The organism is Salipiger bermudensis, from assembly GCF_020171625.1.
GTDB classification, from domain to species: Bacteria; Pseudomonadota; Alphaproteobacteria; order Rhodobacterales; family Rhodobacteraceae; genus Salipiger; species Salipiger bermudensis_B.
In genome coordinates this window covers 342,216-365,706 of record NZ_JAIUZY010000005.1, presented here as the reverse complement: position 1 = coordinate 365,706, position 23,491 = coordinate 342,216, and the positions used below count along the sequence as shown (strand labels likewise).

Sequence of the window (23,491 nt, the reverse complement as noted above, 5' to 3'; positions counted from 1 at the left end):
CCTCACTCGGCGGCCTCGCCGGCATCGTCCTCGGCATTCACGAAACCGCCGGACTGGCGATCCCAGTAGCGCGCGTAAAGTCCGCGCTTCGCCAGCAGCGCCTCGTGGGTGCCCGCTTCGGCAATATGCCCGCGGTCGAGCACGATGATGCGGTCCATCTCGGACAGGGTCGAAAGGCGGTGCGCGATGGCGAGCACGGTCTTGCCCTCCATCACCCGCTCGAGCGCCTCCTGGATACTGGCCTCGACCTCGCTGTCGAGCGCCGAGGTCGCCTCGTCAAGCACGAGGATCGGCGCGTCCTTCAGGATCGCGCGGGCCAGCGCGATGCGCTGGCGCTGCCCGCCCGAAAGCTTGACGCCGCGCTCGCCCAGATGCGCCTCATAGCCCTCGCGCCCCATGTGATCGCGCAGGGAGAGGATGAACTCGTGCGCCTCGGCCTTCTGGGCGGCGGCGATGACCTCGTCCATGCTGGCATCGGGCCGGCCATAGCGGATGTTGTCCACCGCCGAGCGGTTGAACATCGCGGTCTCCTGCGTGACCATGCCGATCTGCCGGCGCAGGCTGTCCTGCGTGACCTCCGAGATGTTCTGCCCGTCGATATAGATGCCGCCCTGCTCGGCATCGTAGAGCCGCAGAAGCAGCGCCACCATGGTCGACTTGCCCGCGCCCGAGGCCCCGACCACGCCGACCTTTTCGCCGGGACGGATATCCAGCGCGATATGCTCGATGCCGCCGCCGCCCTCGCGACCATAGGCAAAGCCCACCTCGCGGAACTCGATCCGGCCCTCGTTAACCGCAAGCGGCTTGGCGCCGGGCACGTCGAGCAGCGTGTGCGCGGGCGTGATCGTACGGATGCCGTCCTCGATCTCGCCGATATTGGCGAAGATCCCCATCAGGGTGAAGCTCACCCAGCCGGTCATCTGGCTGAGACGGATCGCCACCGCGCCGGTCGCGGCGATGTCGCCCGCGGTGACAAAGCCCTGCGACCAGAACAGCAGCGCGCCGCCGATCAGCAGCACCGGCAGCGTGCCCGCCAGCGCCATCAGGCAGAGTCGGAACGCCGAGGAGACGTGGCCGAAGGCGATGAAACGGTCGCGATAGGTCGACATCGCATCCAGCGCGGCGCGGTCCTCGAACTCGTCATGGGCAAAGAGCTTCACGGTCTTGATGTTGGTCACCGTGTCGACGAGTTGTCCGGTCACCATCGCCCGCGCCGCGGCCCGCGCCTTGGAGCGGGTGCGGATGCGCGGCATGAAGAAGCGCAGCAGGAAGCCGTAGGCCACGACCCAGCCGACCAGCGCGATTCCGATGCGCCAGTCGATCGAGCCGACCAGCAGGATCGAGCCCGCCACCGAGGCCAGCGCGAAGAGGATCGCCTGCACCACTTCCGAGATCACGTCGTTCAGCGCCCGCGCGGTCTGCATCTCCTTCTGCGAGATGCGCCCGGCGAAATCGTTGTCGAAGAAGGTGACGGAATGGCCCAGCGTATAGCGGTGCACCCGGCTCAGGATGAGGTTGAACACGTTGGGCTGCATCACCACCGACTGCACGAAGGCCGACAGCCCCGCGATCACGGGTCGGATAACGATGAAGAACACCGCGCAGAACAGCAGGAAGGGCCAGTGGTCGGCAAAGACCGTGCTGGCCGAACTGTCTAGCGTGCGGTCGATCACGTCGCCCAGCAGCTTCGCGGTCAGCACCTCGAAAGCACCACCGGTGGCCGAGAGCAGCGCCGCCGGGATCAGCACCGGCCACGCGCCACGCAGCGCCCAGCCGATGAAACGCCCCAGGGTCTGGGGCGGCGGCGTCTCGGCGCGGGAAAACGGGTCGATGATGTCGGACAGGCTCATTCAGCCGCCTCCGTGTCTGGATCGATAAAGCCACCGGATTGGCGGGCCCAGAACTGCGCATATAGCCCCTGACGCTGCAAAAGCGCGTCGTGGCTGCCTTCCTCCACGATCCGCCCGCCATCGAGCACGAGGATGCGATCCATCTGCGCGATGGTCGACAGCCGGTGCGCGATGGCGATCACCGTCTTGCCCTCCATCATGCCGTAGAGCGTGTCCTGAATCGCCGCCTCGACCTCGCTGTCGAGCGCCGAGGTGGCTTCGTCGAGCAGCAGGATCGGCGCATCCTTGAGGATCACCCGCGCCAGCGCCACCCGCTGCCGCTGCCCGCCGGACAGCTTCACGCCGCGCTCGCCCACATGGGCGTCATAGCCGGTGCGGCCCTGCGGGTCCTGCAGGGTCAGGATGAACTCGTGCGCCTGCGCCTGCTTGGCCGCGGCGATGATCTGGTCCTCGGTGGCGTCGGGGCGGCCATAGAGCAGGTTGTCGCGCACCGAGCGGTGCAGCAGCGCGCTGTCCTGCTGCACCATGCCGATGGCGCGGCGCAGGCTGTCCTGCTGCACCTCCGAGACGTTCTGACCGTCGATCAGGATGGCGCCCTTCTCGGCGTCGTAGAAGCGCAGAAGCAGCTTCACGAGGGTCGATTTGCCGGCCCCCGAGCGTCCCACCAGCCCGATCTTCTCACCCGGCGCGATGGTCAGCGAGATGTCCTCGAGCCCGCCACTGCCGCGCCCGTAATGGTGGGTCAGGTGATCGAGCCGGATCTCGCCCTTGCTGAGGGTCAGCGGCCGGGCCTCCGGCCCGTCGACGAGGCTGATCGGCTGGGCGATGGTCTCCATCCCCTCGGCCACCACGCCGAGCTGGCGGAAGAAGGTGGTCAGCGCCCACATGATCCAGCCGGTCATGGCGTTGAGCCGAAGCGTCAGCGCCGTCGCCGCCGCCACGATCCCGACACTCGCCGCGCCCTGCATCCAGAGCAGGAAGCCCCAGCCCACGACACCGACGATCAGCAGGCCGTTGAGCATCACGAGCGCCAGATCCATGATGGTGTAGAGCCGCATCTCCTTCTGGAACGTCTCGCGCGCGACGTCGATCGCCTCCTTGGCGTAGTCGAGCTCCTGCCGGTCCTGCGCGAACATCTTGACGGAGTGGATGTTGGTATAGGCATCCACCACGCGCCCGTTGACGAGGCTGCGCGCATCCGAGGCGGCCTTGGAGGCCGGCCCGACCCTGCGGATCGTCCAGCGCATCAGCACCGCGTAACCGGCAAACCACAGCACCAGCGGCAGCAGAAGGCGCGGGTCGGCATCGGCCAGCAGCACCGCCGCGCCGAGCACGTAGGCCAGCGAGAAGGTGATCGCGTCGAAGACCTGGAACACCGCCTCGCCGGCGGCGGGCGGGGTCTGCATGATGCGGTTCGCGATACGCCCGGCGAAGTCGTTCTCGAACCAGCCGATCGACTGGCGCAGCACCTGCGCATGGGCCCGCCAGCGGATCAGGATGCCGAAGCTCGGCATGATGGCGTTGTTGAGCACCAGCACGTCGAGCGCCTGGATCAGCGGGCGCAGCAACAGGATGAACAGGCCGATCAGGATCAGCGTCGTGCCATGCGCCTCCCAGACCTGCGCCGGATCGCCGGAGAGGATGTCCACCACCCAGCCCATTGCCCAGATCAGCCCGATCTCGACCGAGGCCACCGCGACCGAGAGGATCGTGGCCCAGATGAACAGCTTTCGGAACGGCTTGGCGTAGTCCATCAGGAACGGCAGCAGCTTGGTCGGCGGCCGGTCCGTCGGGGTATAAGCCACGTAGGGATCTACGAGATTTTCGAAGAAACGGAACATGTTGGGAATCCTGTCGCGTGCGGGCGCAGTCTCCCCGATTCCCTACAGGAAGACCATGACGGAAAACCCGGCCAGCGCGACCGCCATGACGCGGGTGAAGATCCGCCACGCGGCGGGCGTTGTGAGCAGGTAGGTGAGCAGCGCACCGGCGCTGGTCCAGAACAGGCAGCAGACCAGATTGAGACCCGAGAACGCGGTGCCGAGCCGCACCGCCTCCCACCACGGCCCCGCGGTGCCGGGATAGGCCGAGGCCGCGGCCAGCGCCACCGCCCAGACCTTGGGGTTCACCCACTGGAACAGCACCGCCTCGATCAGGGTCATCGGGCGGTCCCGCTCGGCCTTGCCCTTGCGCCGGTCCGAGTGCCACAGCCCCCACGCCATGTAGAGCATCCAGCAACTGGCGGCGATCTTCAGCACCAGTTCCAGCACCGGCGCGCGTTGCAGCAGCGCCGCGATGCCCAGCCCGGTCAGCCCGGCGGTGATCCCCACGCCGAGCACCACGCCGAAGAGATGCGGCAGCGTGCGGCGGACGCCGAAGCGCGCGCCCGAGGCGGTGAGCAGGATCACGTTGGGGCCGGGCGAGAACAGGCCGAAGAAGACGAAGCCGTAGAGCGGGTCGATGGTCATGGTCAGGGGATCACTTCAGAAGGTCGGCCTTGGTCAGGGTGAAGCCCGACTCGATCCAGCGCCGCTCTCGCGCGCGCAGCTCATCGCCCAGCGCCGGTCCCTCGAAGGCAGGCATCAGGTCTTGCGCCCGGATCGGCAGCTTGGCCCCTGCCCCGGCGGCGATCTGCGTCCCGAGATCGTGGGGCAACGGCTGGCCGAGGCTCGCAGAGCGCAAGGCCGCCACGCCGCGCGCCATCGCCGCGCCGTGGCGATAGGCGATCTCGGCATAGCCTGCGCTGTCGGAGATCAGGCTCTGATACGCGTCGAGATGCTTCTGCCGCGCCTTCGAGAGCCGCAGGCTGCGGGCGTCAAAAAAGCCCATCACCGCGAGCCTGCGCATCGGCTCGGGCGGCAGCGCCGCGCGTTCCTCGAGCGCCACCAGCGGCACCAGCATCCGCGACGTGGCACCGGGCAGCACCCGTGCCAGAACACCGACCTGCTCCATCACCGCCACCGACGGTGCGGGATCCGGGGCCGAGAGCAGGCGCGTGATCTCGTGCCCGATCCGCTCGGCAGAGAGCGCGGCAAGCCCGTCGAGGTTGGCGGCGATGCCCGCCAGCGCGTCTTCATCGACACCGGCCTCCGGGTCGCCGTACCACGCGTGAAATCGGAAGAAGCGCAGGATGCGGAGGTAATCCTCGCGGATGCGATCCCCGGCGTCGCGGATGAAGCGCACCCGGCGGGCCTGAAGATCCGGCAGGCCGTTGAGCGGGTCGCGCATCGCGCCGCGCGCATCGGCATAAAGCGCGTTCATGGTGAAGTCGCGCCGCGCCGCATCCTCGTCGATGGTGTCGGAAAAGCGGACCACGGCGCGCCGGCCATCGGTCTCGACATCGGCGCGGAAGGTGGTGACCTCGTAGCCGATGCCGTCAGCGACAACGGTCACCGTGCCATGGTCGATCCCCGTCGGCACCGGCTTCAGCCCGGCGGCCTTGGCGAGCGCGACAACCGTGTCGGGGCGGGCATCGGTGGCGATGTCCACATCGGCCACCGGCGCGCCCAGAAGCGCGTTGCGCACGCAGCCGCCCACCGCGAAGGCCGCGTTGCCGGCCTGCTCGAGCATCGCCAGAACCGCCTGCGTCGACGCGCGGCTGAGCCACTCCCCCCCGACCTGAGTCACGACGAGATCCGTCCGGCCAGAACGCGCAGCATCCGCGCGGTGGCCCCCCAGATGTAATAGGGCCCGAACGGTGCGGTGTAGTAGTAGCGCCGCTGCCCACGCCAGCGCCGCCACTGGATGCTGTAGCGCGCCGGATCGGTGACGTGATCAAAGGGCACGCGGAAGATCTCGGCGACCTCGCCGGGCTCGGCTACGGGAACGAACGCGTCCCGGACAAGGCCCACCACGGGCGTGGCGAGGAACCCGGTCACCGTCTCGTGCGGGGCCATGGTGCCCACGAGCTCGACCATCTGGCGCGGCAGGCCGACCTCTTCATGCGCCTCGCGCAGGGCGGCGTCGACCGGACCGTCATCGACGGGATCGACCTTGCCACCGGGAAAGGCGATCTGCCCGGGATGATGCTTGAGCCGCGACGACCGCTTGGTCAGCAGCAGCTCGAGCCCGTCCCTGCCGGGCAGGAACGCGGCCAGCACACCGGCTGGCCGCAGCTTGCGATCGGGGGGCAGCACGGTCTCGGGGTTCAGATCGAAATCCGATGACGGGGTGTGCTCCCCCGTCACCGCCCGGCGCAGGGCCGCGATCTGATCCTCCGTCCGGCTCACTTCTTCGCCTCGAACCCCACGCTTTCGGGATCGAGTTCGTAATGCGCGCCGCAGAACTGGCAATCGGCGGTGACGATGCCGTCATCGGTGGTCATCTTCTCGATGTCGTTGGCCGAGTAGATCGACAGCGACTGGCGCACCCGGTCTTCCGAACAGGTGCAGCCGAAGCGCACCGGCTGCGCGTCGAACACCCGCGGTTGCTCCTCGTGGAACAGGCGCACAAGCAGGTCGGTCGGCGGCAGGTCCGGGCCGATCAGCTCCAGCTCGTCGACGGTGTCGACGTGGAAGTTCACCCGGCGCCAGTTCTCTTCCTCGTCACCATCGACCAGGTCCTCGGCGCGCAGCAGGCCGTTCTCGCCCGAGCCGCCCTCGCCGCTCTGGGCAAAGGGCGAGGCCTTGGGCATGGTCTGGATCATCATGCCACCGGCGCGCCACTCGCCCGTCCCATCGGCCCGCAGGGCGCGACCGTAATTCAGCGCAAACCGTGTCGGAAGCTGCTCGGACTGGGCGAAATAGGCCTCGGCGCAGGCCGCCAGAGATCCCCCGGCGAGCGGCGTGATGCCCTGGTAGGGTGTGGTGCCCTTGCCCTGGTCGATCAGGATCGCGAAATAGCCGTCCTCGAGCTGCTCGAACGCGGGCGCGTCGGAGACCTTCTCGGGGTCGTAGCTGGCATAGGCCCGAATACGGGCGGGCTCGCCCTCCTTGGCGGGGGCGAAGTAATCGGTGGCGATCATCCGGAGCGCGCCGCGGGTCTGGACCTGAAGCGAGAGCTTCCAGCGCAGCTTCACCGTCTGTCCGATCAGGGCCGTGAGCAGCGCCATCTCTGCCACCAGCGCCTCGACCGGCGCCGGGTAGTCGTGCTGGCTCAGGATGCCGTTGAGCACGCCGTCAAGCCGCGCGACACGGCCCCGGATGTCGGAGAGGTCAAGCTGAAACGGAAGGACGGTGTCGTCCCAGGCAAGTTTGCTGCCGATGGTCATGGGGTTTCCTTATTTGCCGGGCGTTGGCATACCGGCACCATATAGGCAGGACAAGGCAGGAACCAAGGGGGCCTCCAATGATCGCACGCTATGGCCAGCCGCCCGAATCCGGGCGGCAATATACACTGCGTCCGGGGGCTTATGCGATCCTGCCCCGCGACGGAGCGCTGCTGCTCACTCACCAGACCGACCCCTGGCCCGAATTCCAGCTTCCCGGCGGCGGCATCGATCCCGGCGAATCGCCGACCGAGGCGCTGCATCGCGAGGTGATGGAAGAGACCGGCTGGCGCATCGCCTGGCCGCGCCGCCTCGGCGCCTTCCGGCGCTTCACCTACATGCCGGACTACGATCTCTGGGCCGAGAAGCTGTGCATCATATACATGGCGCATCCGGTGCGCCCGCTCGGCCCCCCGAGCGAGCCGGGCCACAGCGCGCATTTCGTGGCGCCCGATCTGGCGGCAGACCTCCTCGGCAATCCCGGGGATTGCGATTTCGTGCGGCGCTTCGCGCTTTAGGCCCCTTTCAAGGCCCGTCGTATTCCACCAGCGCCGCCGAGACATCATCCTCGAGCGGGTGTCCCGGCGGCGTGAGCCGGCTCAACCGCCAATAGAGATCGTCGAGAAACTCGGTCCCCCGCGCTGCGAGGCAGGCGCGTACCAGTTCGATCAGACCGTGATCGGTGAGCATTCCACCACCGCTCAGCCGCGCCTCGGTCATGCCGTCGGAATAAAGCAGGATGCGGTCCCCGGGCGCCAGAGACAGGCGCGTTTCCTCGTAGCAGGCATCGGGCAGCAGCCCGACCGGCAGACTGCCCACGCCGACATACTCCATGCTGCCATCGGCACGGATCAGCAGCGGCGGCGGGTGGCCGGCACGCACCAGCGTGACCAGCCCCGAGCCCTGCTCGAGCGTCAAATAGGCCATCGTGAGGTATTCGAGCACCCCGGGATCCGCCGAGAGCCGCTGGTTCAGACGCATCGCCACCACCCTGGGCGGGCAGAAGCTCATCTGTCTGTCGCGCCGCCGTTCGAGTGCGATGTTCTGATCCGGGAAATCCCCGCCGAGATAGCCCGCCACCCGCGCCGTCATCATCGCCGAGGTGATGCCGTGGCCCGACACATCGATGCAGTACACCCCGACGCCCGTGGAATCGGGGCTGAACATCCCCACAAGATCGCCCCCCACATGGCCGCAGGGTTTCAGAAGCAGGCTGACGCTGGCGGTGCGGAAGCGCTGGAACCGGCGCGGCACCAGCGCCTCCTGGATGGTGCGCGCCTGTCGCAGGTCGCGGTCGATGGCATCATAGGCCCGGCGCAGCTTGGTCAGCGTCTCGGCCAGCTGGCGCTGGGTCGCCAGCAGCCGCGCGCCGGCATTGATCCGGGCGCGCAGCTCGTCCGAGCTGACCGGTTTGGTCAGGAAGTCGTCCGCCCCGGCATCGAGTCCGCGCACGATGGCGCCGCGCTCGTTCTTCGAGGTCAGCAGGATGAAATAGCCGTAATCGTCGCGCGGCAGCTTGCGGAACCGGCGGCAGAGCTCGAGCCCGTCCATCCCCGGCATCATCCAGTCCGACAGAACCGCGTCGAAGGCTGTCTTCTCGCAGAGCGCCAGCGCCTCGGCGCCGCTTTCCGCCTGCCACACCTCGAAGCCCCAGTGCCGCATCATCGCGGCGAGGATCTTGAGCTGCACGACGCTGTCGTCGACCAGCAGGATGCGCCGCAGCGTGGCACCCGAGGAGCTCGGGTCGGGAATGTCGGTGCGATCCGGATGCAAGCGCGGTCCTCGCTCGGGCAGGTTGCCGCTGTCTAGCGGATCGACCCTAACGCTTCGTTTCAAATGGTCCGATGTCCGGACCCGCGCTGCGAAAGGGTTTCTTCACTCCCTGCCGTTATCCCGGGTTCAGGAGGTGACGTATGATCGACTGGACGCGCGTCGCGGAACTCCGCGATGAAATCGGAGTGACGGATTTCGACGAGGTGATCCCGCTCTTCCTGCAGGAGGTCGAGGCCACCCTTGCCGGCCTGCCTGTATGTCTGCACAGCCCGCCAGAGGCCGAAGCGGCGCTGCATTCGTTGCGCGGCTCTGCGCTCAATCTGGGATTCTCGGCCTTCGCGGCGCTCTGTGACACGTACGAAGACGCCGCGCGCGCGGGCCAGACCGCCGGGATCGACGTGGCCCGCATCGCCGGGGTGTACGAGCAGAGCCGCGAAGCCTTCCTGCGCGAGCTGCCGAACCAGATCGCCGCCTGAGCGCCGCCGCGCGTCTGCGGAGGGTACGGCAGGTGGCCTTGCAACCGGGCCGAAATGGCCCGGAGGCCGCTTAGATCAGGAACTGCGCCAGCACCTCGTCATCGGTGATGTCGCGATAGGTGTAGCCATGCGAGTCGAGCTTGCGGAACAGCTCGTCGAAATGCACCGGGTCGGACGTCTCGATCCCGATCAGCACCGAGCCGAAATTGCGCGCCGATTTCTTCAGGTACTCGAACCGCGCGATATCGTCCTCGGGCCCGAGGAAGCCAAGGAAGTCCTTCAGCGCCCCCGGCCGCTGCGGCAGCCTCAGGATGAAGTACTTCTTCACCCCCGAATAGCGCTGCGCCCGCTCCTTGACCTCCGGCAGACGCTCGAAATCGAAATTGCCGCCAGAGGTCACGCAGACCACGGTACGGCCGCGGATCGACTGGCCCAGATCCTTGAGCGCATCCACCGCCAGCGCGCCCGCAGGCTCGAGCACCACGCCCTCGACATTGAGCATCTCGAGCATGGTGGTGCAGAGCCGGTCCTCGCTGATGGTCAGCGTGTTGGCCAGCCCCACGCCCTGGAGCCGCGCAAAGGTCTTCTCACCGATCTTGGCCACGGCGGCGCCATCGGCGAAGTTGTCGACCCGCTCAAGCGGCACCGGGTGGCCCGCCCGCAGCGCCGCCTGCAGGCAGGCGCCGCCCCGCGGCTCGACGAAGGTGTACTGGCAGTCATTACCGAAATAGCTCAGCACCCCCGAGCCAAGGCCGCCGCCGCCCACCGGGATCACCACGTGATCCGGCACCCGGCCAAGCTGGCCCTCGGTCTCGACCGCGACGCTGGCCTGTCCCTCGATCACGTCCTCGTCGTCGAAGGGCGACAGGAAATGCCCGCCCTTCTCGGCGCAGAAGGCCTGCGCGGCGGCGAGCGTGTCGTCGAAGTAATCGCCGGTCATCACCAGCTCGACCGCGTCTCCGCCGAACATCCGGGTCTTCTGGATCTTCTGGTCCGGGGTCGTCACCGGCATGAAGATCACGCCCTTCTTGCCGAACTGGCGGCACATGAAGGCCACGCCCTGCGCGTGGTTGCCGGCGCTGGCCGCAACGAAGAGCTCGGCCTCGGGCCGCTTGCGCATGGCGTTGAAGGCGCCGCGCAGCTTGTAGCTGCGCACCGGGCTCAGATCCTCGCGCTTGAGCCAGACATCGGCGCCGAAACGCTCGCTGAGATGGGCGTTGCGCAGAAGCGGTGTCTCGGGGAAGACCTCGCGCATCGCCAGTGCGGCGGCGCGAGCCTTGTCTTGAAAGCTGTCCATGGCCGAGAGTTGGCGCATCGTTCCCGACAAGGCAAGCCTAGTCGAGCGACCGCCCCTCGACAAAATACCCGTAAAGCGAGGTGAGCACCGAAATGCCGATCATCGTCGCGAACCAGTTGACGACGATGGAGTAGATCAGGCTGATCACCGAGCTGCTGTTGCCGTCGATCATCGCCGGCACGCTGATAAGGAACTGTCCCGCCATGACGAGCAGCGCCAGCACGAGGATCGCCTTGTCGTCCTTGCCGGTGGCCTGCCACGATTCGCCAAGGCTCATCTTTTCGCCAAGTGCTGCCGCCGGCAGGATCAGCCCGATGCGGAAGAAGACGTAGCTGGCCAGCCCCACCAGCCCGAAGGCCACGAGCCCGACCAGCCCGGGGGCCGACATCGCCACGCCCATCGCCAGCCCGCCGATCACCGCGATGCCAAGCCCGATGAGCAGGCCGATGACGATGGACCGGCCGAGATAGCTCAGAATCTCGGAGCCGTGCCACGCCGGCAGCCAGCCGCGCGGTGTTTCCCCGGTCAGCACGAAGCGGTGCCAGCCGACGGCGATCCACAGGCTCGCCACCAGTGCAAGGATCATCAGGAAGAGCAATTCTCCGACCGCCGCCGGCGCCGCGGTGGGATCGGCGCCCATGGGATCGGCCTGCGGCATCATGAAGGTCACGATCTGCGACACCGCCTGCAGCAGGTAGAGCACCGCCGAGATGCGCACCGCCGGACCGAGGTTGTCCAGCACCATCCGCACCGAATGCATGAAGATCTTCCAGCCCATCACCCTGCCCATCTTTTCGCCGCCTCCCGGCAGGGCTAGCACAGCCCGGGGGGGCGTCAACGCCCGATCCTTGCCCCTGCGTCGAAAAGGCGGTAACTCGCGCTGCAGTTTGCACGTGAGGAAAACCCAGATGTCCGCGCCCAAGAAAGTCGTCCTGGCCTATTCCGGTGGCCTCGACACCTCGATCATCCTGAAATGGCTCCAGACGGAGTATGGCTGTGAGGTCGTCACCTTCACCGCCGATCTCGGCCAGGGAGAAGAGCTCGAACCGGCCCGCAAGAAAGCCGAGATGCTGGGCGTGTCCGAGGTCTATATCGAGGATCTCCGAGAGGAGTTCGTGCGCGACTTCGTGTTCCCGATGTTCCGGGCTAACGCGCTGTACGAGGGTCTCTACCTGCTGGGCACCTCGATCGCGCGGCCGCTGATCTCCAAGCGGCTGGTCGAGATCGCCGCCGCCGAGGGCGCCGACGCGGTGGCCCACGGTGCCACCGGCAAGGGCAACGACCAGGTGCGCTTCGAGCTGGCCTGCTACGCCCTGAACCCCGACATCAAGGTGATCGCGCCGTGGCGTCTGTGGGATCTCACCTCGCGCACCCGGCTGATCGACTTCGCCGAGAAGAACCAAATCCCGATCGCCAAGGACAAGCGCGGCGAGGCGCCTTTCTCGGTCGATGCCAACCTGCTGCACACCTCCTCCGAGGGCAAGGTACTCGAAAACCCGGCCGACGAGGCGCCCGATTACGTGCTGCAGCGCACCGTGCCGGTCGAGCAGGCGCCCGATGAGCCCGAGTTCATCGAAATCGGCTTCGAGAAGGGCGACGCGGTGTCGATCAACGGCGAGGCGATGTCGCCGGCCACGATCCTGACCCGGCTCAACGAGCTTGGCGGCAAGCACGGCATCGGCGTTCTCGATCTCGTCGAGAACCGCTTCGTCGGCATGAAGTCGCGCGGCATCTACGAGACCCCGGGCGGCACCGTGCTTCTCGAGGCGCATCGCGGCATCGAGCAGATCACCCTCGATTCCGGCTCCGGCCACCTCAAGGACTCGATCATGCCGCGCTATGCCGAGCTGATCTACAACGGCTTCTGGTTCTCGCCCGAGCGCGAGATGCTGCAGGCGCTGATCGACAAGAGCCAGGAGCACGTGACCGGCACCGTGCGTCTCAAGCTCTACAAGGGCGTGGCCCGCACCGTGGCGCGCTGGTCCGAGCACTCGCTCTATTCGGAGGCCCACGTGACCTTCGAGGACGACGCCGGCGCCTACAACCAGGAAGACGCCAAGGGCTTCATCCAGCTCAACGCGCTGCGCCTGAAACTGCTGGCGGCGCGCGACCGCCGCTTCAAAGGCTGAGCCAGGCCTCAGACGCCTGAAAAGATTGCCCCGCCGGACATGCCTCCGGCGGGGATATTTTTTGCCAGAAGAAGACAGGGGCGCCGCGCCCGCTCTTCTCTGGTTTCGAAATACCTCGGGGGAGTCCGCGCGCCAGCGCGGGCGGGGGCAGCGCCCCCCATCTGCCGAGGCCGGGGGACCTGTCCGGCGCTCAGGCCGTGCCGCCCTCGGCCGAGAGCAGATGCGCCGAGACCCCCATGGAGTTCAGCGCGGCCTCCCATTTCGAGGCGTCGGCGGTCTCGAAGATCAGGTCGGGCGTGGCATCGCAGACCAGCCAGCCATTCGCCGCCAGCTCCTCCTCGAGCTGCCCCGGCCCCCAGCCGGCATAGCCCAGCATCGCCATCCACTGCGCCGGCCCGTCGCCGCGCGCGATGGTCTCGAGCACGTCCAGCGTGCCGGTCATCGAGAAGCCGTCATTGACCTGCAGCGTGGTCAGCCCGGACATGTAGTCGGGCGAGTGCAGCACGAAGCCGCGCCCCATTTCCACCGGGCCGCCGAAATGCACCTGCCGCGGCCCGAGCCCCGGCGCGGGAGTGATCGAGAGCTGCTCGAGCAGCGCCCCCATGCTCACATCCGCCGAGGGCTTGTTCACGATCAGCCCCATCGCCCCCTCTTCGGAGTGGGCGCAGAGATAGATCACCGAATGCTCGAAGCGCGGATCGCCCATGCCGGGCATGGCGATGAGGATCTTACCGGTGAGATCGGTCGGCTCGGGGGCGCTGTCCATAAGAGGGCTTTCCGTACAAGGTCTTCCTTCAACATGGCGCCCGCCCCCGCGCGAGACAAGGGAGGAGGTGCAACAGATCGAACCGGACACGACAGGCTCGACTCAATGTGACTTGGCATTTCAGCCCCGACTCGCCATGTGATTTCCCATGTTGCGCCGTCTGACCTCAGCCCTCGCCACCTGTCTGGCCCTCTTTCTGCCCGCCGCCCCTGCGCTCGCACAGGAGCCGGTGGAGGCGCAGCTTTTGCCCGGATGGCGGCTGCCCAACGGCGATCACGTGGCCGCGCTGCACCTGTCGCTCGCGCCCGGCTGGAAGACCTACTGGCGCGCACCCGGCGATGCCGGCATCCCGCCGTCCTTCGACTGGGCCGGCTCCGAGAATGCCGGCGGGATCGATGTGCTGTGGCCGACACCGCACGTGTTCTGGCAATCGGGAATGCGCTCGGTCGGCTACAAGGACGAGCTCGTGCTGCCGCTGCGCATCACGCCGCGCGGCGATGGCCCGATCGCGCTCAGGACCGAGATGCAGCTCGGGCTGTGCAAGGACATCTGTCTGCCGCACACGCTCCGGATCAACGCCACGCTGCCCGAAGGCGGCGCTCCCGACCCACGCATCGCCGCCGCCATGGCCTCGGCGCCGTTCTCCGAGGCCGAGGCCTCGGTCCGCGCGGTTCGCTGCACCGTCAGCCCCGCCAAGCGCGGCCTCAAGCTCCGCGCCGAGATCGACATGCCGGCGGCCGGCGGCGAGGAAGAGGCGGTGGTCGAGAGCGGTCAGCCGACGGTCTGGGCCGCAGAGCCCGAGACCCATCGCGAAGGCGGCACCCTGGTGACCGAAACCAAGCTCGTGCACATGGACGGCAAGCCGTTCATGCTCGACCGCTCGCGTCTGCGCATCACCGTGCTCGGCAAGAGCCACGCGGTCGATATCCAGGGCTGCGATAGCTGATACGTCCGGGCGCAGGCCCGCTGCCAGAGCCCTGCGCGCCCGGCCTCAGGCCGACCCGGAGCGCCGGCTGAGCGCGAAGGCCAGCGCGGAGATGGCCCAAAGCACCAGCACCGCAGCGCTGACCCCGCCCGCGAAGAGCAGGAAGCCCGCCATCATCGGCGACAGCATCGCGAGCCCCGGCAGCGCCAGCGGCGGCCAGAGCGCCCCGGTCACCGCGGCATAGCCCATGGTCGCGGCAAGCCAGCACAGCACGCCCGCGAACGCCGCCAGCATCAGCGCGCGCACGCCGGCGTGGCGAAAGCGCAACCCGCGGCGGAATGCAGCCACGTGGCGCGCGATGTCGTGCTGAACGGCGATCAGCGCCGGCACCACCAGCAGCACCAGCACCATGCCGAACCCCAGCCCGTAGCACAGGGTGATCACCGTGGGCTTGAGGAACTGCGCGTCCGCCGAGCGCTCGTAGAGCAGCGGCGCGAGGCCGAGCACGGTGGTGGCGGTGGTCAGGAACACCGGACGCAGGCGGTCAGCGGCACCATCGACGATGGCCTGAAGGATGCCACGGTCTGGCGCGTACTCGTCGATCTGCGTCACCAGCACGATGGAGTCGTTGATGATGATGCCAGTCATGCCCAGCAACCCGACCACCGTGAACATCGACAGCGGCACCTCCCACGCCGCGTGGCCGTAAATCGTGCCGACCAGCCCGAAGGGGATGATCGACATCACCACCAGCGGGCGGGTCCAGCTGGCAAACACCCACGCCAGCACGAGGTAGATCCCGAGCAAGACCAAAATGAGCCCGGTCAGCGCGTCGGCGAGAAACGCGTCCTCCTGCTCGGAGAGCCCGGAAAGGCGCCACTCGACCTGCCGCGTGGCGGCGATCTCGGGCAGAATCTCCTGCTCGAGCGCCTGCATCACCTCGGTGGCGCGGGCCGGGTCGTCCTCGGAGATGTCGCCGATGACCGAGATCACCCGCAGCCCGTTCTCGCGCCGCACGGTCGAAAAGCCGGTGCTCCGCGAGACGCTGACGATGTCGGCCAGCGGCACGTAGGCGCCGTCGGGGGTGCGCATCTGCATCCGTTCGAGGAAATCCGCGGTCTGCTCGTCCTCGGGCAGCTCGACCCGAATCTCGGCGCTGCGCGGACCGTCGGGATAGGTGGCGGCCTCGATCCCGGCCACACGGTTGCGCAGCACCCGGCCCAGCGCGTCGATGGTGAAGCCCAGCGCCGTGCCCTGCGGCGTCAGCTCGAGCACCAGCTCGTCCATGTCGTAGGACAGGTTGTCCTCGACGCCCGAGACCTCGGGAAAGCGCAGGACGGCCTCCTGCAGGTCGAGCGAGGCGGCCTTGAGCGTGTCGGAGTCGGCCCCGTAGAACTGCACGTCGAGCGCGTCGCCCCCGGGGCCCGAACGCCAGCCGCGGAAGCTGACGATTTCGAGCAGCGGATGCCGCTCGACCGTCTCCTGCAGTTCCGCCACGAAGGCGAAGCTCGAATAGGGCCGCAGGTCGGCATCGATCAGCTCGATCGAGATCGCCCCGAGCTGGTCTTCGTCCTTGTTTTCCGCCCCCGCCAGCGACGGCCCGGAATTGCCGCCGATCTCGGCGATCATGTAATCTATGGGATTGCGCCCGTAGCGCTCTTCATACGCCTGCCCCAGCGCGTCGACGCTTTGCTGCAGCAGGCGCATCTGGGCCAGCGTGTCCTCGCGCGTGGCGCCCGGCGCCATGGCGTAGTTCCCGCTGATCGAGGGCTGCTCTGGCGAGTTGAAGAAGCGCCATTGCACATCGCCGCGGATGAACAGCGCCACCTGCGAGGCGAAGGCCAGCACCGCCAGCGCCAGCACCACGTAGCGCGCCCGGATTACCCCCACCATGAGCGGCCGGAACAGCCGTTCGCGCACCCAGCGGAAGCCGCGGTTCACCAGCCGCGAGGGCAGATCGTACCAGTGCTCTTTCTTGGCCGAGGCGATGGCGTGCGCCATGTGGTTGGGCAGAATCAGGAAGCACTCCACCAGCGAGGCGATCAGCACCATGATGACCGTGAACGGAATGTCCTGGATCATGTCGCCAAAGCGCCCGCCGATGGCGGTCAGGCCGAGGAAGGCGATGATCGTGGTCAGCGTCGAGGAGAACACCGGCAGCGCCATGCGCTGTGCCGCGGTCTCGGCTGCCTGCACCGGGCCAAGCCCGTGCCGAGACATGTGGTCGGCGTGCTCGCCCACCACGATGGCGTCATCGACCAAGATCCCCAGCGTGATGATCAGCGCGAAGAGCGAGATCATGTTGATCGTCAGCCCCGAGGCATACATCAGCGCCAGCGCCGCGAGCATGGCGGTGGGGATGCCCGCCGCCACCCAGATCGCGATGCGCGCGTTGAGGAACAGGAACAGCAGCACGACCACCAGCACCAGCCCCATGGCGCCATTTTCGAGCAGGATGTTGAGCCGCCCCGAGATCGCCTCGGCGCGGGTGCGGATCAGGTCGATCCGCGTGCCCTCGGGCAGCGAGGCCTGAAAGCTGCGCGCGACCTCTTCGACCTGCCGCTGGATCTCGATGGCATCGCCCTGCGCCGAGCGGTCGACCCGCACCGAAATTGCCGGGTTCTCGCCGACGAAATAGGTGCGCGCCCGGTCGATCCCCTCGCGCCGCACGCGTGCCACGTCGCCAATGGTGAGCTTGGTGCCGTCCGCCTCCGAGCGCAGCACGATCGCCGCGATGGCCTCGGCGCTGCGCTTTTCGACCCCGGTGCGCACGCGGGCATTGGCCCCGCTCACGTCGCCGGCCGGGTTGGCGTTGACCTCGCCGGCGATGGCGTCCGAGATCTGCTGCATGGTCACGTCGTGACCGATGAGGTTGCGGGAGGGCACCTCGACCACCACCTGCGGCGCCGCGACACCCCGGATCGTGGTGCGGGTCACGCCTTCGGCAAAGAGCCGGACGACGAACTCGTCGGCAAAGCGGCCAAGCTGGTCCACGGCCACCGGGCCGGTGATCACCACGTCGGTCACCCGGTCGCGCCAGCCCCCGCTGCGAATGGTCGGATCGTCGGCATCCTCGGGCAGGTCGGTGACCGTGTCGATGGCGGTCTCGACATCGTCGACCGCCTTCATCATGTCGTAGCCCGGCTCGAACTCGAGCTCGATCTCGGCGCTGCCCTCGCGCGACATGCTGGAGGTGTCGACCACCCCCTCGACCGCCAGCAGCGTCGGTTCAAGCAGCTGCACGATGCCGGAATCCACATCCTCGGCCCCGGCGCCGTCCCAGCGCACGTTCACCGAGACATCGTCGTCGATCACGTCGGGAAAGAACTGCGCCCGCATGTTCGGACCGGCGAGCAGACCGGCGACCACGAGGATGACCAGAAGCAGGTTCGCCACCGTGGGGTGGCGGGTGAAGTAGCTCAGGATGCCGCTGGCCTGCCCCGGGATCTGGCGCATCGCTCAGCCTCCCATCCGGGCTTCGATGCGCTGCACCACCTGCGCCGGAACCCGGTCCTGCGAGAGCTGCGCGAGGATGCGCGCCTTGTCGCCGTCGGGCAGTTCGTTCGCACCCTCGACAAACGCCATGAGCCGGGCCCGCCGATCGTCGGTCAGTTCGAGCATCTCTGCCTGCGACGGCGGCGCCTCGGGCGTGGCGGCGCCCTTCAGCGGACGCACCTTGATGCCGGCGCCCAGAAGCGGCGTGCGCTGCATCACCACGTCGCGCCCCTCAAGCGCCTCGCCGCGCAGCAGCACGTCGTCGCCCTGACGCCGGACCAGCGTGACCGGCACGTCCTCGAGCCGCTCGTCTTGCCCGACCACCAGCACTGTGCCCGCCGGGTCGAGCGCCGTGGCGGGCAGCCGCGCCACCCGATCGAGCGCCGGCTCGGTCACCTCGACGGTGACGAAATCCCCGGGCTTGAACCCAGCCGCCTGATCGAGCGTGGCATAGAGCACCCGCCCGGTCTGGCCCTCGCCCACCGCCGCCCCCTCGCGCGAGAGCGTGCCCTCGGCCACGAGGTTGCCGCCGTAGAGCTCCAGCCGCGCCGTCACCGGCACCCGCCGCAGCCGCCCGCTGTCGTCAAGCAGGCGTGCGTATTGCAGGGTCGAGACCCGGAAGGCGACCTCGAGCGCATCGGGATCGACCAGCACCGCGAGCTGCTCGTTGGCCGAGACGCGCCGCCCGGCGACCACGGCCACGTCGCTGAGCTGGGCCGCGAAGCCGGCGCGGATTTCGGTCTCGTCAACCCGCCGCTGGGCATCGTCCCGGGCGATCCTTGCGCGGGTCAGGCTGGTCTGCGCCTGATCCACCCGCGCCTCGGCCAGCGCCAGCGACTGCCGCGCCGTGACCACCGCCTGCCGCGCCGACGAGGCGGTGAGCTCCGCCTCCTCGACCGCCGCGGCGGTGCCGACGTCGCGCGCCGCCAGATCGGTCTGGCGCTCGAAGGCGCGTTGCCGCAGCGCCGCCTGCTCCCGTGCCGCCGTCACCGCATCCTGCTCGAGCGTCACCGCCCGGCGCGCCTCGCGCAGCTCGGCCTCGGCATCCACCACGGCGCTTTCGGTGCGGGCCAGCTCGGCTTCCATGTCGGCGGGATCGATGCGCGCCAGCAGCTCGCCCGCCTCGACCCGGCCGCCGTCGACGAAATCCGGGGCCAGATCGACCAGCGTGCCCTCGATGGCGCTGCGCAGCTCAAGGGTGCGGCGGCTCTGCACCTCGCCAAAGGCGGTCAGGACCGGCGTCACCGTTTCGAGGCGCGCCGGTGTGACGTTCACCGCGAACACCCGCTCGCGCGCCTCCGGCACGCGCGGCTCGTCGTTCAGCCGCGCCTCGACCGCATCGCGCACCAACGCCCCGGCAAACACCAGGATGCCGAGGGTGAGAGAGAGCAGAAAGAGCCCCACGAGGCTCTGTCGAAGGAAACGCATCCGGTAACTTCCCGTTGTGTCGGGTTCTTGAGACCCTTTCAGCTTATCATATCGGTGCGGTCGCAACCGCGCGCCACCCTGCTCCTACGCGCGACGGCCTCACTTACGTCGCTGGTGCTCGTCGAGACGCGGAAAAATCTCGACGAAATTGCAGGGCCGGTGCCGGTAGTCGAGCTGGAAGGCGAGGATCTCGTCCCACGCATCCTTGCACGCCCCGGTGCTGCCGGGCAGCGCGAACAGATAGGTGCCGCCCGCCACGCCTCCGGTGGCGCGGCTCTGCACCGCGCTGGTGCCGATCTTCTGCATCGAGACGATGGTGAAGACCGTGCCGAAGGCCTCGATCTCCTTCTCGTAGACATCGCGATGCGCCTCGACGGTGACGTCGCGCCCGGTCAGCCCGGTGCCGCCGGTCGACAGGATCACGTCGATGTCGCTGTCGGCGACCCATTCGCGCAGCTGCGCGGCGATCTTGTCGCGGTCGTCGGTGCAGATCGCCCGCGCCGCCAGCGTGTGCCCTGCCGCGGTCAGCCGCTGCACCAGCGTGTCGCCCGAGCGGTCCTCGGCCAGCGAGCGCGTGTCGCTGACGGTGAGCACGGCGATGCGGACGGGAATGAATGGCTTGGTTTCGTCGATGCGGGACATTCCGGGCTTCCGAAGGGGGTCAGTGGCAAGGGGCGGTCACGGGCAGGCGCGGCGTCTCGAAGATCCTGCCGAAGCGCCGCAGGGAGGGATCTTCGGCGATATGCGCGGCAAATGCCAGCGGCGCGGCGTCGCGGCTGGCACACGACAGCGCGAGCGTGGCCCGTTCGCGCGCCAGCGCCGCCCGCATCGCGCGGTGCGCCTGCGCCTCGTCCATCGCCGGAACGGTGTTGGCGGCGAAGAACGCCACCCCGCGCAGAAGCTGCCCGGCCACGCGGTCGCGCTGCGCTTCGGAAAACAGGTCCGGGCAACTCAGCACCGCTGCCGCCGCGGTCACCAGCCGGTCGAGGGCGCAGCCCGCCGGGCCCCAGCCGCTCTGGTCGGTGGCGCGCACCCGCCCGCCACGGCGCTCGACGATCACCGGCCCCGGCAGTTCGAGATGCTCCACCCCCGGCGACGGGTGCTGCACCGCGCCCGCCTCGCGCTCGAAGAGCAGGTCATAATCGATGGCAAAACCCGGCGCCTCGGCACGCGCGCTGCCCGCCACGAGCACCACCGCAAGAGAGGCGGCGCAGAGCCGGCTCACGCCTTGGCCCGGAGCTTTGCCTTGAGTTCCAGCAGGTCGGCCCAGGCCTCGCGCTTCATCTGCGGCTGGCGCAGGAGGTAGGCCGGGTGGAACATCGGCAGCGCCGGCAGGCCCTGCGCCTCGGTCCATTTGCCCCGGAGCCGGGTGATGCCGCGCTTGCCCAGAAGCGCATCGCAGGAGATGTTGCCCATCACCACCAGCACCTCGGGCGCGACCAGCGCGATGTGCCGCTCGAGGAACGGCGTCAGCATGGCGATCTCGTCGGGCCTTGGGTCGCGGTTCTGCGGCGGGCGCCAGGGCAGCACGTTGGTGATATAGACACCCTCCGCCCGCGACAGGCCGATCGCCCCGAGCATCCGGTCCAGAAGCTGTCCGGCCCGGCCGACGAAGGGCTTGCCCTGCAGGTCCTCGTCGCGCCCGGGCGCTTCGCCCACGATCATCACCCGCGCCGGCGCCACACCGTCGCTGAACACGAGGTTGCGCGCGCCGCGCCGGAGCTCGCAATGCTCGAACGCCGCCATCGCCTCGCGCAGGTCGTCGAGCGTGGCCGCCCCCGCGGCGGCCATCTGCGCCACCGCCACCGGGTCCGGCCCCTCTTCGATCCTCGGCGGCGGCATCGCCCCGCCCCCGGCCGGGGCCTGCGTCACCGCGGCGGCGGCCCGGGCGGCCTGCAGCTCGACCTCCACGGCAAAGCGGTCGACCGCCGTCTCGCCGATCGCCTCGTCGGCGCCCAGCTCAAGCTGCCACTCCAGCGCCGCGCGGGCGTAATGCCAGTCCAGTCCCGAATCCATGCAGGCGATCTTAGACCCAGCGCGCGACGGCGGAAATCCCTGCCGTCTTCTCCATGTTTCAAATACTCACGATCCGGCCTCCGCCACGACGCGCACCGCCTCCCGGGCGCACGGGGTGGGTGGGCGGGAGTGTGCCCGGGATGCGGGGCTGCCACTTGTCGCGCCCCCTCCCCCTTCTTATACACGCAGGCAGTCTTTCACGGAGCTCCGCCATGCGTTTCGACCAGCGTCACCTTCTGGGCATCGAGCCCCTGCGCCCCGACGAGATCACCACGCTGCTCGATCTCGCCGACCAGTACGTGACCCTGTCGCGGCGGCGCGAGAAGCACTCCAACGTGCTTTCCGGCCTGACCCAGATCAACATGTTCTTCGAGAACTCCACCCGCACGCAGGCCAGCTTCGAGATCGCCGGCCAGCGCCTCGGGGCGGACGTGATGAACATGGCGATGCAGGCCAGTTCGATCAAGAAGGGCGAGACCCTGATCGACACCGCGCTGACGCTGAACGCCATGCACCCGGATCTGCTGGTGGTGCGCCACCCGCATTCCGGCGCCGTCGACCTGCTGGCCCAGAAGGTCCACTGCGCCGTGCTCAACGCCGGCGACGGCCGTCACGAACACCCCACCCAGGCGCTGCTCGACGCGCTCACCATCCGCCGCGCCAAGGGCCGCCTGCACCGGCTCAACATCGCGATCTGCGGCGACATCGCCCATTCCCGCGTGGCGCGCTCCAACATTCTGCTGCTGCAGAAGATGGAGAACCGCGTCCGCCTCGTCGGCCCGTCGACCCTGATCCCCGCCGGCATGTCCGAGTTCGGCGTCGAGATCTACGACGACATGCGCAAGGGACTCGAGGATGTCGACGTGGTGATGATGCTGCGGCTGCAGAAGGAACGCATGGACGGCGGGTTCATCCCGTCCGAGCGCGAATACTACCACCGCTGGGGACTCGACGCCGACAAGCTCTCCCATGCCAAGCCCGACGCCATCGTCATGCACCCCGGTCCGATGAACCGCGGCGTCGAGATCGACGGCACCATCGCCGACGACATCAACCGCTCGGTGATCCAGGAGCAGGTCGAGATGGGCGTGGCGGTGCGCATGGCGGCGATGGACCTTCTGGCGCGCAACCTGCGGGCCCGACCGACGGAGCTTTCCGCATGACGACGATGCAGATCAACGGCTCCGAGACCGGCACCGTTCGGCTGTTCCACCTCGACCTGCCGCCCGAGGCGGTCGAGCGCTACACCACGCAGGCCGGCACCGGCGAATACCCCCTGCAATACGGCCTCGGCGCCAAGCGCCTGCGCCCCGCCTTCGTCGACGTGGTGGCGATCCGCGATCTCGGCGACATGAGCCTCTCGGCCTATCTCGCCGAGGCCTACCAGCTCACGGGCGCCGATTTCCGCGACATGCGCCCGCGCATCGACGCGCTGCAGGGCCACGTGGTGGTGCTGCCGAGTCAGGCCTTCGACCATGTCGCGCAGGAGCTGACCGTCGCCAGCCCGCTGCGCTGGATCGGCACCTTCCACGAAGAGTCCGCCCGCGGCCGCGGCCCCACGCCGCGCAGCAAGGCCGCGCGCAGCCGCCCCGCCGGCGACGCCGCCGATGCCTCCCCGGACGGGCGTCGGATGCCGCCCCTCGCGATGATCGCGCTCGGGGTGCTGGCGGTGCTGGTGATCGGCTGGCTTGTTCTGGGGCTGACATGACCCCCGGCGGCGCCCCCGTGGCCCGCTTTGCCCCCGACCGCGCCACCTATGTGCAAAGCCACGTGACGCTGGCGGTGCTCGCCATGCCCGCCGCGATGATCCTGCTCTGGCTCACCGGCACGCCGCATGTCTGGACCGGCGCCGTCGGCGCCCTGGCCGCGGTGGCGGCGCGCGGCTGGTACCTGATGTCGGAAGAGCTGGGCCACGTCTGGGAGATGTCTGGCGACACCCTGCACGGCCCGGCGGAGCGCCACGTGGCGCTCGCCGATCTCGCCAAGGTGCGCCGGATCGGCTCCGCCGTGCAGCTGGTCACCCGCGCGGGCGACAAGCACCTGATCAAGTTCCAGCCCGAGCCGGCGGCGGTGGTGGCGCGGATCGAGGCCGCGCGGCCCGCTTCCGGGGCCGGTTGACCCTTTTCCTTT

At 68.6% G+C, this 23,491-nt stretch carries 22 protein-coding genes; 7 read left to right on the top strand and 15 right to left on the bottom strand.

Annotated elements, in window-relative coordinates; all coding sequences use genetic code 11:
- Nucleotides 1-2: 2 nt before the first annotated feature.
- From LCM15_RS11145 to LCM15_RS11120, 6 genes are read right to left on the bottom strand one after another with little or no spacing between them, the layout of a single operon-like run.
- On the bottom strand, nt 3-1,850 hold the full coding sequence (locus tag LCM15_RS11145; protein WP_224856340.1) for an ABC transporter ATP-binding protein: 1,848 nt from the start codon (nt 1,848-1,850) through the stop codon (nt 3-5).
- The gene (locus LCM15_RS11140; RefSeq protein ID WP_224856339.1) at nt 1,847-3,691 is read right to left on the bottom strand and encodes an ABC transporter ATP-binding protein; all 1,845 of its coding nucleotides are present in this window, start codon (nt 3,689-3,691) and stop codon (nt 1,847-1,849) included. Before LCM15_RS11140 ends, LCM15_RS11145 begins: the two co-directional genes overlap by 4 nt.
- Nucleotides 3,692-3,733: 42 nt before the next feature.
- The gene (locus LCM15_RS11135; protein ID WP_224856338.1) at nt 3,734-4,318 is read right to left on the bottom strand and encodes a LysE family translocator; all 585 of its coding nucleotides are present in this window, start codon (nt 4,316-4,318) and stop codon (nt 3,734-3,736) included.
- Nucleotides 4,319-4,328: 10 nt separating this feature from the next.
- The gene (locus tag LCM15_RS11130; protein WP_224856337.1) at nt 4,329-5,477 is read right to left on the bottom strand and encodes a CCA tRNA nucleotidyltransferase; all 1,149 of its coding nucleotides are present in this window, start codon (nt 5,475-5,477) and stop codon (nt 4,329-4,331) included.
- Nucleotides 5,474-6,079: a CoA pyrophosphatase gene (locus LCM15_RS11125; RefSeq protein WP_224856336.1), complete on the bottom strand. Its 606-nt coding sequence runs from the start codon at nt 6,077-6,079 to the stop codon at nt 5,474-5,476. The genes LCM15_RS11130 and LCM15_RS11125 overlap by 4 nt, the downstream gene beginning before the upstream one ends.
- Nucleotides 6,076-7,059 (bottom strand): Hsp33 family molecular chaperone HslO, encoded by a 984-nt coding sequence (locus LCM15_RS11120; RefSeq protein WP_224856335.1) that lies wholly within the window; start codon nt 7,057-7,059, stop codon nt 6,076-6,078. The genes LCM15_RS11125 and LCM15_RS11120 overlap by 4 nt, the downstream gene beginning before the upstream one ends.
- Before the next feature lie 77 nt (nt 7,060-7,136).
- On the opposite strand from LCM15_RS11120, the gene LCM15_RS11115 reads away from it, so the two are divergent.
- Nucleotides 7,137-7,574 carry an NUDIX hydrolase gene (locus LCM15_RS11115; RefSeq protein ID WP_224856334.1) on the top strand — a complete coding sequence of 146 codons (438 nt, stop codon included), beginning with the start codon at nt 7,137-7,139 and terminating at the stop codon, nt 7,572-7,574.
- Nucleotides 7,575-7,581: 7 nt separating this feature from the next.
- Here the strand turns inward: LCM15_RS11115 and LCM15_RS11110 are convergent, their stop codons facing one another.
- Complete coding sequence (locus tag LCM15_RS11110) at nt 7,582-8,829, bottom strand: PP2C family protein-serine/threonine phosphatase (RefSeq protein WP_224856333.1); 1,248 nt, start codon at nt 8,827-8,829, stop codon at nt 7,582-7,584.
- 140 nt (nt 8,830-8,969) lie between these two features.
- Here LCM15_RS11110 and LCM15_RS11105 point away from each other — a divergent pair, with 140 nt between their 5' ends.
- Complete coding sequence (locus tag LCM15_RS11105) at nt 8,970-9,305, top strand: Hpt domain-containing protein (protein ID WP_224856332.1); 336 nt, start codon at nt 8,970-8,972, stop codon at nt 9,303-9,305.
- Nucleotides 9,306-9,375: 70 nt separating this feature from the next.
- Here LCM15_RS11105 and ilvA read toward each other — a convergent pair whose 3' ends face one another.
- On the bottom strand, nt 9,376-10,602 hold the full coding sequence (gene ilvA / locus LCM15_RS11100; RefSeq protein ID WP_224856674.1) for a threonine ammonia-lyase IlvA: 1,227 nt from the start codon (nt 10,600-10,602) through the stop codon (nt 9,376-9,378).
- 37 nt (nt 10,603-10,639) lie between these two features.
- Nucleotides 10,640-11,380: a hypothetical protein gene (locus tag LCM15_RS11095; protein ID WP_224856331.1), complete on the bottom strand. Its 741-nt coding sequence runs from the start codon at nt 11,378-11,380 to the stop codon at nt 10,640-10,642.
- A 130-nt stretch (nt 11,381-11,510) separates the two neighbouring features.
- Between LCM15_RS11095 and LCM15_RS11090 the strand changes: the two genes are divergently transcribed.
- On the top strand, nt 11,511-12,731 hold the full coding sequence (locus LCM15_RS11090) for an argininosuccinate synthase (protein WP_007795677.1): 1,221 nt from the start codon (nt 11,511-11,513) through the stop codon (nt 12,729-12,731).
- 190 nt (nt 12,732-12,921) lie between these two features.
- Here LCM15_RS11090 and LCM15_RS11085 read toward each other — a convergent pair whose 3' ends face one another.
- Nucleotides 12,922-13,497: a YqgE/AlgH family protein gene (locus LCM15_RS11085; RefSeq protein WP_224856330.1), complete on the bottom strand. Its 576-nt coding sequence runs from the start codon at nt 13,495-13,497 to the stop codon at nt 12,922-12,924.
- Nucleotides 13,498-13,645: 148 nt separating this feature from the next.
- Here LCM15_RS11085 and LCM15_RS11080 point away from each other — a divergent pair, with 148 nt between their 5' ends.
- Nucleotides 13,646-14,443, top strand: coding sequence for a protein-disulfide reductase DsbD domain-containing protein (locus LCM15_RS11080; RefSeq protein WP_224856329.1), 798 nt, complete (start codon nt 13,646-13,648; stop codon nt 14,441-14,443).
- A 45-nt stretch (nt 14,444-14,488) separates the two neighbouring features.
- Here the strand turns inward: LCM15_RS11080 and LCM15_RS11075 are convergent, their stop codons facing one another.
- From LCM15_RS11075 to LCM15_RS11055, 5 genes are all read right to left on the bottom strand, one after another.
- Entirely contained in the window at nt 14,489-17,878 is a 3,390-nt protein-coding gene (locus tag LCM15_RS11075) for an efflux RND transporter permease subunit (RefSeq protein ID WP_224856328.1), read from the bottom strand.
- 3 nt (nt 17,879-17,881) lie between these two features.
- Nucleotides 17,882-19,345 carry an efflux RND transporter periplasmic adaptor subunit gene (locus LCM15_RS11070; protein WP_224856327.1) on the bottom strand — a complete coding sequence of 488 codons (1,464 nt, stop codon included), beginning with the start codon at nt 19,343-19,345 and terminating at the stop codon, nt 17,882-17,884.
- Between the two features lie 99 nt (nt 19,346-19,444).
- Nucleotides 19,445-19,987 (bottom strand): molybdenum cofactor biosynthesis protein B, encoded by a 543-nt coding sequence (moaB, locus tag LCM15_RS11065; RefSeq protein WP_224856326.1) that lies wholly within the window; start codon nt 19,985-19,987, stop codon nt 19,445-19,447.
- Between the two features lie 19 nt (nt 19,988-20,006).
- On the bottom strand, nt 20,007-20,570 hold the full coding sequence (locus LCM15_RS11060; protein WP_224856325.1) for a hypothetical protein: 564 nt from the start codon (nt 20,568-20,570) through the stop codon (nt 20,007-20,009).
- Nucleotides 20,567-21,361 carry a uracil-DNA glycosylase gene (locus LCM15_RS11055; RefSeq protein WP_224856324.1) on the bottom strand — a complete coding sequence of 265 codons (795 nt, stop codon included), beginning with the start codon at nt 21,359-21,361 and terminating at the stop codon, nt 20,567-20,569. Before LCM15_RS11055 ends, LCM15_RS11060 begins: the two co-directional genes overlap by 4 nt.
- A gap of 212 nt (nt 21,362-21,573) precedes the next feature.
- Here LCM15_RS11055 and LCM15_RS11050 point away from each other — a divergent pair, with 212 nt between their 5' ends.
- Genes LCM15_RS11050 through LCM15_RS11040 form a run of 3 tightly spaced genes read left to right on the top strand, consistent with a single transcriptional unit; the run spans nt 21,574 to nt 23,479 of the window.
- The gene (locus tag LCM15_RS11050) at nt 21,574-22,524 is read left to right on the top strand and encodes an aspartate carbamoyltransferase catalytic subunit (protein ID WP_224856323.1); all 951 of its coding nucleotides are present in this window, start codon (nt 21,574-21,576) and stop codon (nt 22,522-22,524) included.
- On the top strand, nt 22,521-23,069 hold the full coding sequence (locus LCM15_RS11045) for an aspartate carbamoyltransferase catalytic subunit (protein WP_224856322.1): 549 nt from the start codon (nt 22,521-22,523) through the stop codon (nt 23,067-23,069). The genes LCM15_RS11050 and LCM15_RS11045 overlap by 4 nt, the downstream gene beginning before the upstream one ends.
- On the top strand, nt 23,066-23,479 hold the full coding sequence (locus LCM15_RS11040; protein WP_224856321.1) for a hypothetical protein: 414 nt from the start codon (nt 23,066-23,068) through the stop codon (nt 23,477-23,479). Before LCM15_RS11045 ends, LCM15_RS11040 begins: the two co-directional genes overlap by 4 nt.
- The last annotated feature ends 12 nt before the right edge of the window (nt 23,480-23,491 follow it).

Excerpts from the sequence above, each read along its gene's own strand:
- LCM15_RS11145 (WP_224856340.1), bottom strand. The coding sequence starts at position 1,850 with ATGAGCCTGTCCGACATCATCGACCCGTTTTCCCGCGCCGAGACGCCG.
- LCM15_RS11140 (WP_224856339.1), bottom strand. The coding sequence starts at position 3,691 with ATGTTCCGTTTCTTCGAAAATCTCGTAGATCCCTACGTGGCTTATACC.
- LCM15_RS11135 (WP_224856338.1), bottom strand. The coding sequence starts at position 4,318 with ATGACCATCGACCCGCTCTACGGCTTCGTCTTCTTCGGCCTGTTCTCG.
- LCM15_RS11120 (WP_224856335.1), bottom strand. The coding sequence starts at position 7,059 with ATGACCATCGGCAGCAAACTTGCCTGGGACGACACCGTCCTTCCGTTT.
- LCM15_RS11115 (WP_224856334.1), top strand. The coding sequence starts at position 7,137 with ATGATCGCACGCTATGGCCAGCCGCCCGAATCCGGGCGGCAATATACA.
- LCM15_RS11105 (WP_224856332.1), top strand. The coding sequence starts at position 8,970 with ATGATCGACTGGACGCGCGTCGCGGAACTCCGCGATGAAATCGGAGTG.
- ilvA (WP_224856674.1), bottom strand. The coding sequence starts at position 10,602 with ATGGACAGCTTTCAAGACAAGGCTCGCGCCGCCGCACTGGCGATGCGC.
- LCM15_RS11095 (WP_224856331.1), bottom strand. The coding sequence starts at position 11,380 with ATGGGCTGGAAGATCTTCATGCATTCGGTGCGGATGGTGCTGGACAAC.
- LCM15_RS11090 (WP_007795677.1), top strand. The coding sequence starts at position 11,511 with ATGTCCGCGCCCAAGAAAGTCGTCCTGGCCTATTCCGGTGGCCTCGAC.
- LCM15_RS11085 (WP_224856330.1), bottom strand. The coding sequence starts at position 13,497 with ATGGACAGCGCCCCCGAGCCGACCGATCTCACCGGTAAGATCCTCATC.
- LCM15_RS11080 (WP_224856329.1), top strand. The coding sequence starts at position 13,646 with ATGTTGCGCCGTCTGACCTCAGCCCTCGCCACCTGTCTGGCCCTCTTT.
- LCM15_RS11075 (WP_224856328.1), bottom strand. The coding sequence starts at position 17,878 with ATGCGCCAGATCCCGGGGCAGGCCAGCGGCATCCTGAGCTACTTCACC.
- LCM15_RS11070 (WP_224856327.1), bottom strand. The coding sequence starts at position 19,345 with ATGCGTTTCCTTCGACAGAGCCTCGTGGGGCTCTTTCTGCTCTCTCTC.
- moaB (WP_224856326.1), bottom strand. The coding sequence starts at position 19,987 with ATGTCCCGCATCGACGAAACCAAGCCATTCATTCCCGTCCGCATCGCC.
- LCM15_RS11055 (WP_224856324.1), bottom strand. The coding sequence starts at position 21,361 with ATGGATTCGGGACTGGACTGGCATTACGCCCGCGCGGCGCTGGAGTGG.
- LCM15_RS11050 (WP_224856323.1), top strand. The coding sequence starts at position 21,574 with ATGCGTTTCGACCAGCGTCACCTTCTGGGCATCGAGCCCCTGCGCCCC.
- LCM15_RS11045 (WP_224856322.1), top strand. The coding sequence starts at position 22,521 with ATGACGACGATGCAGATCAACGGCTCCGAGACCGGCACCGTTCGGCTG.
- LCM15_RS11040 (WP_224856321.1), top strand. The coding sequence starts at position 23,066 with ATGACCCCCGGCGGCGCCCCCGTGGCCCGCTTTGCCCCCGACCGCGCC.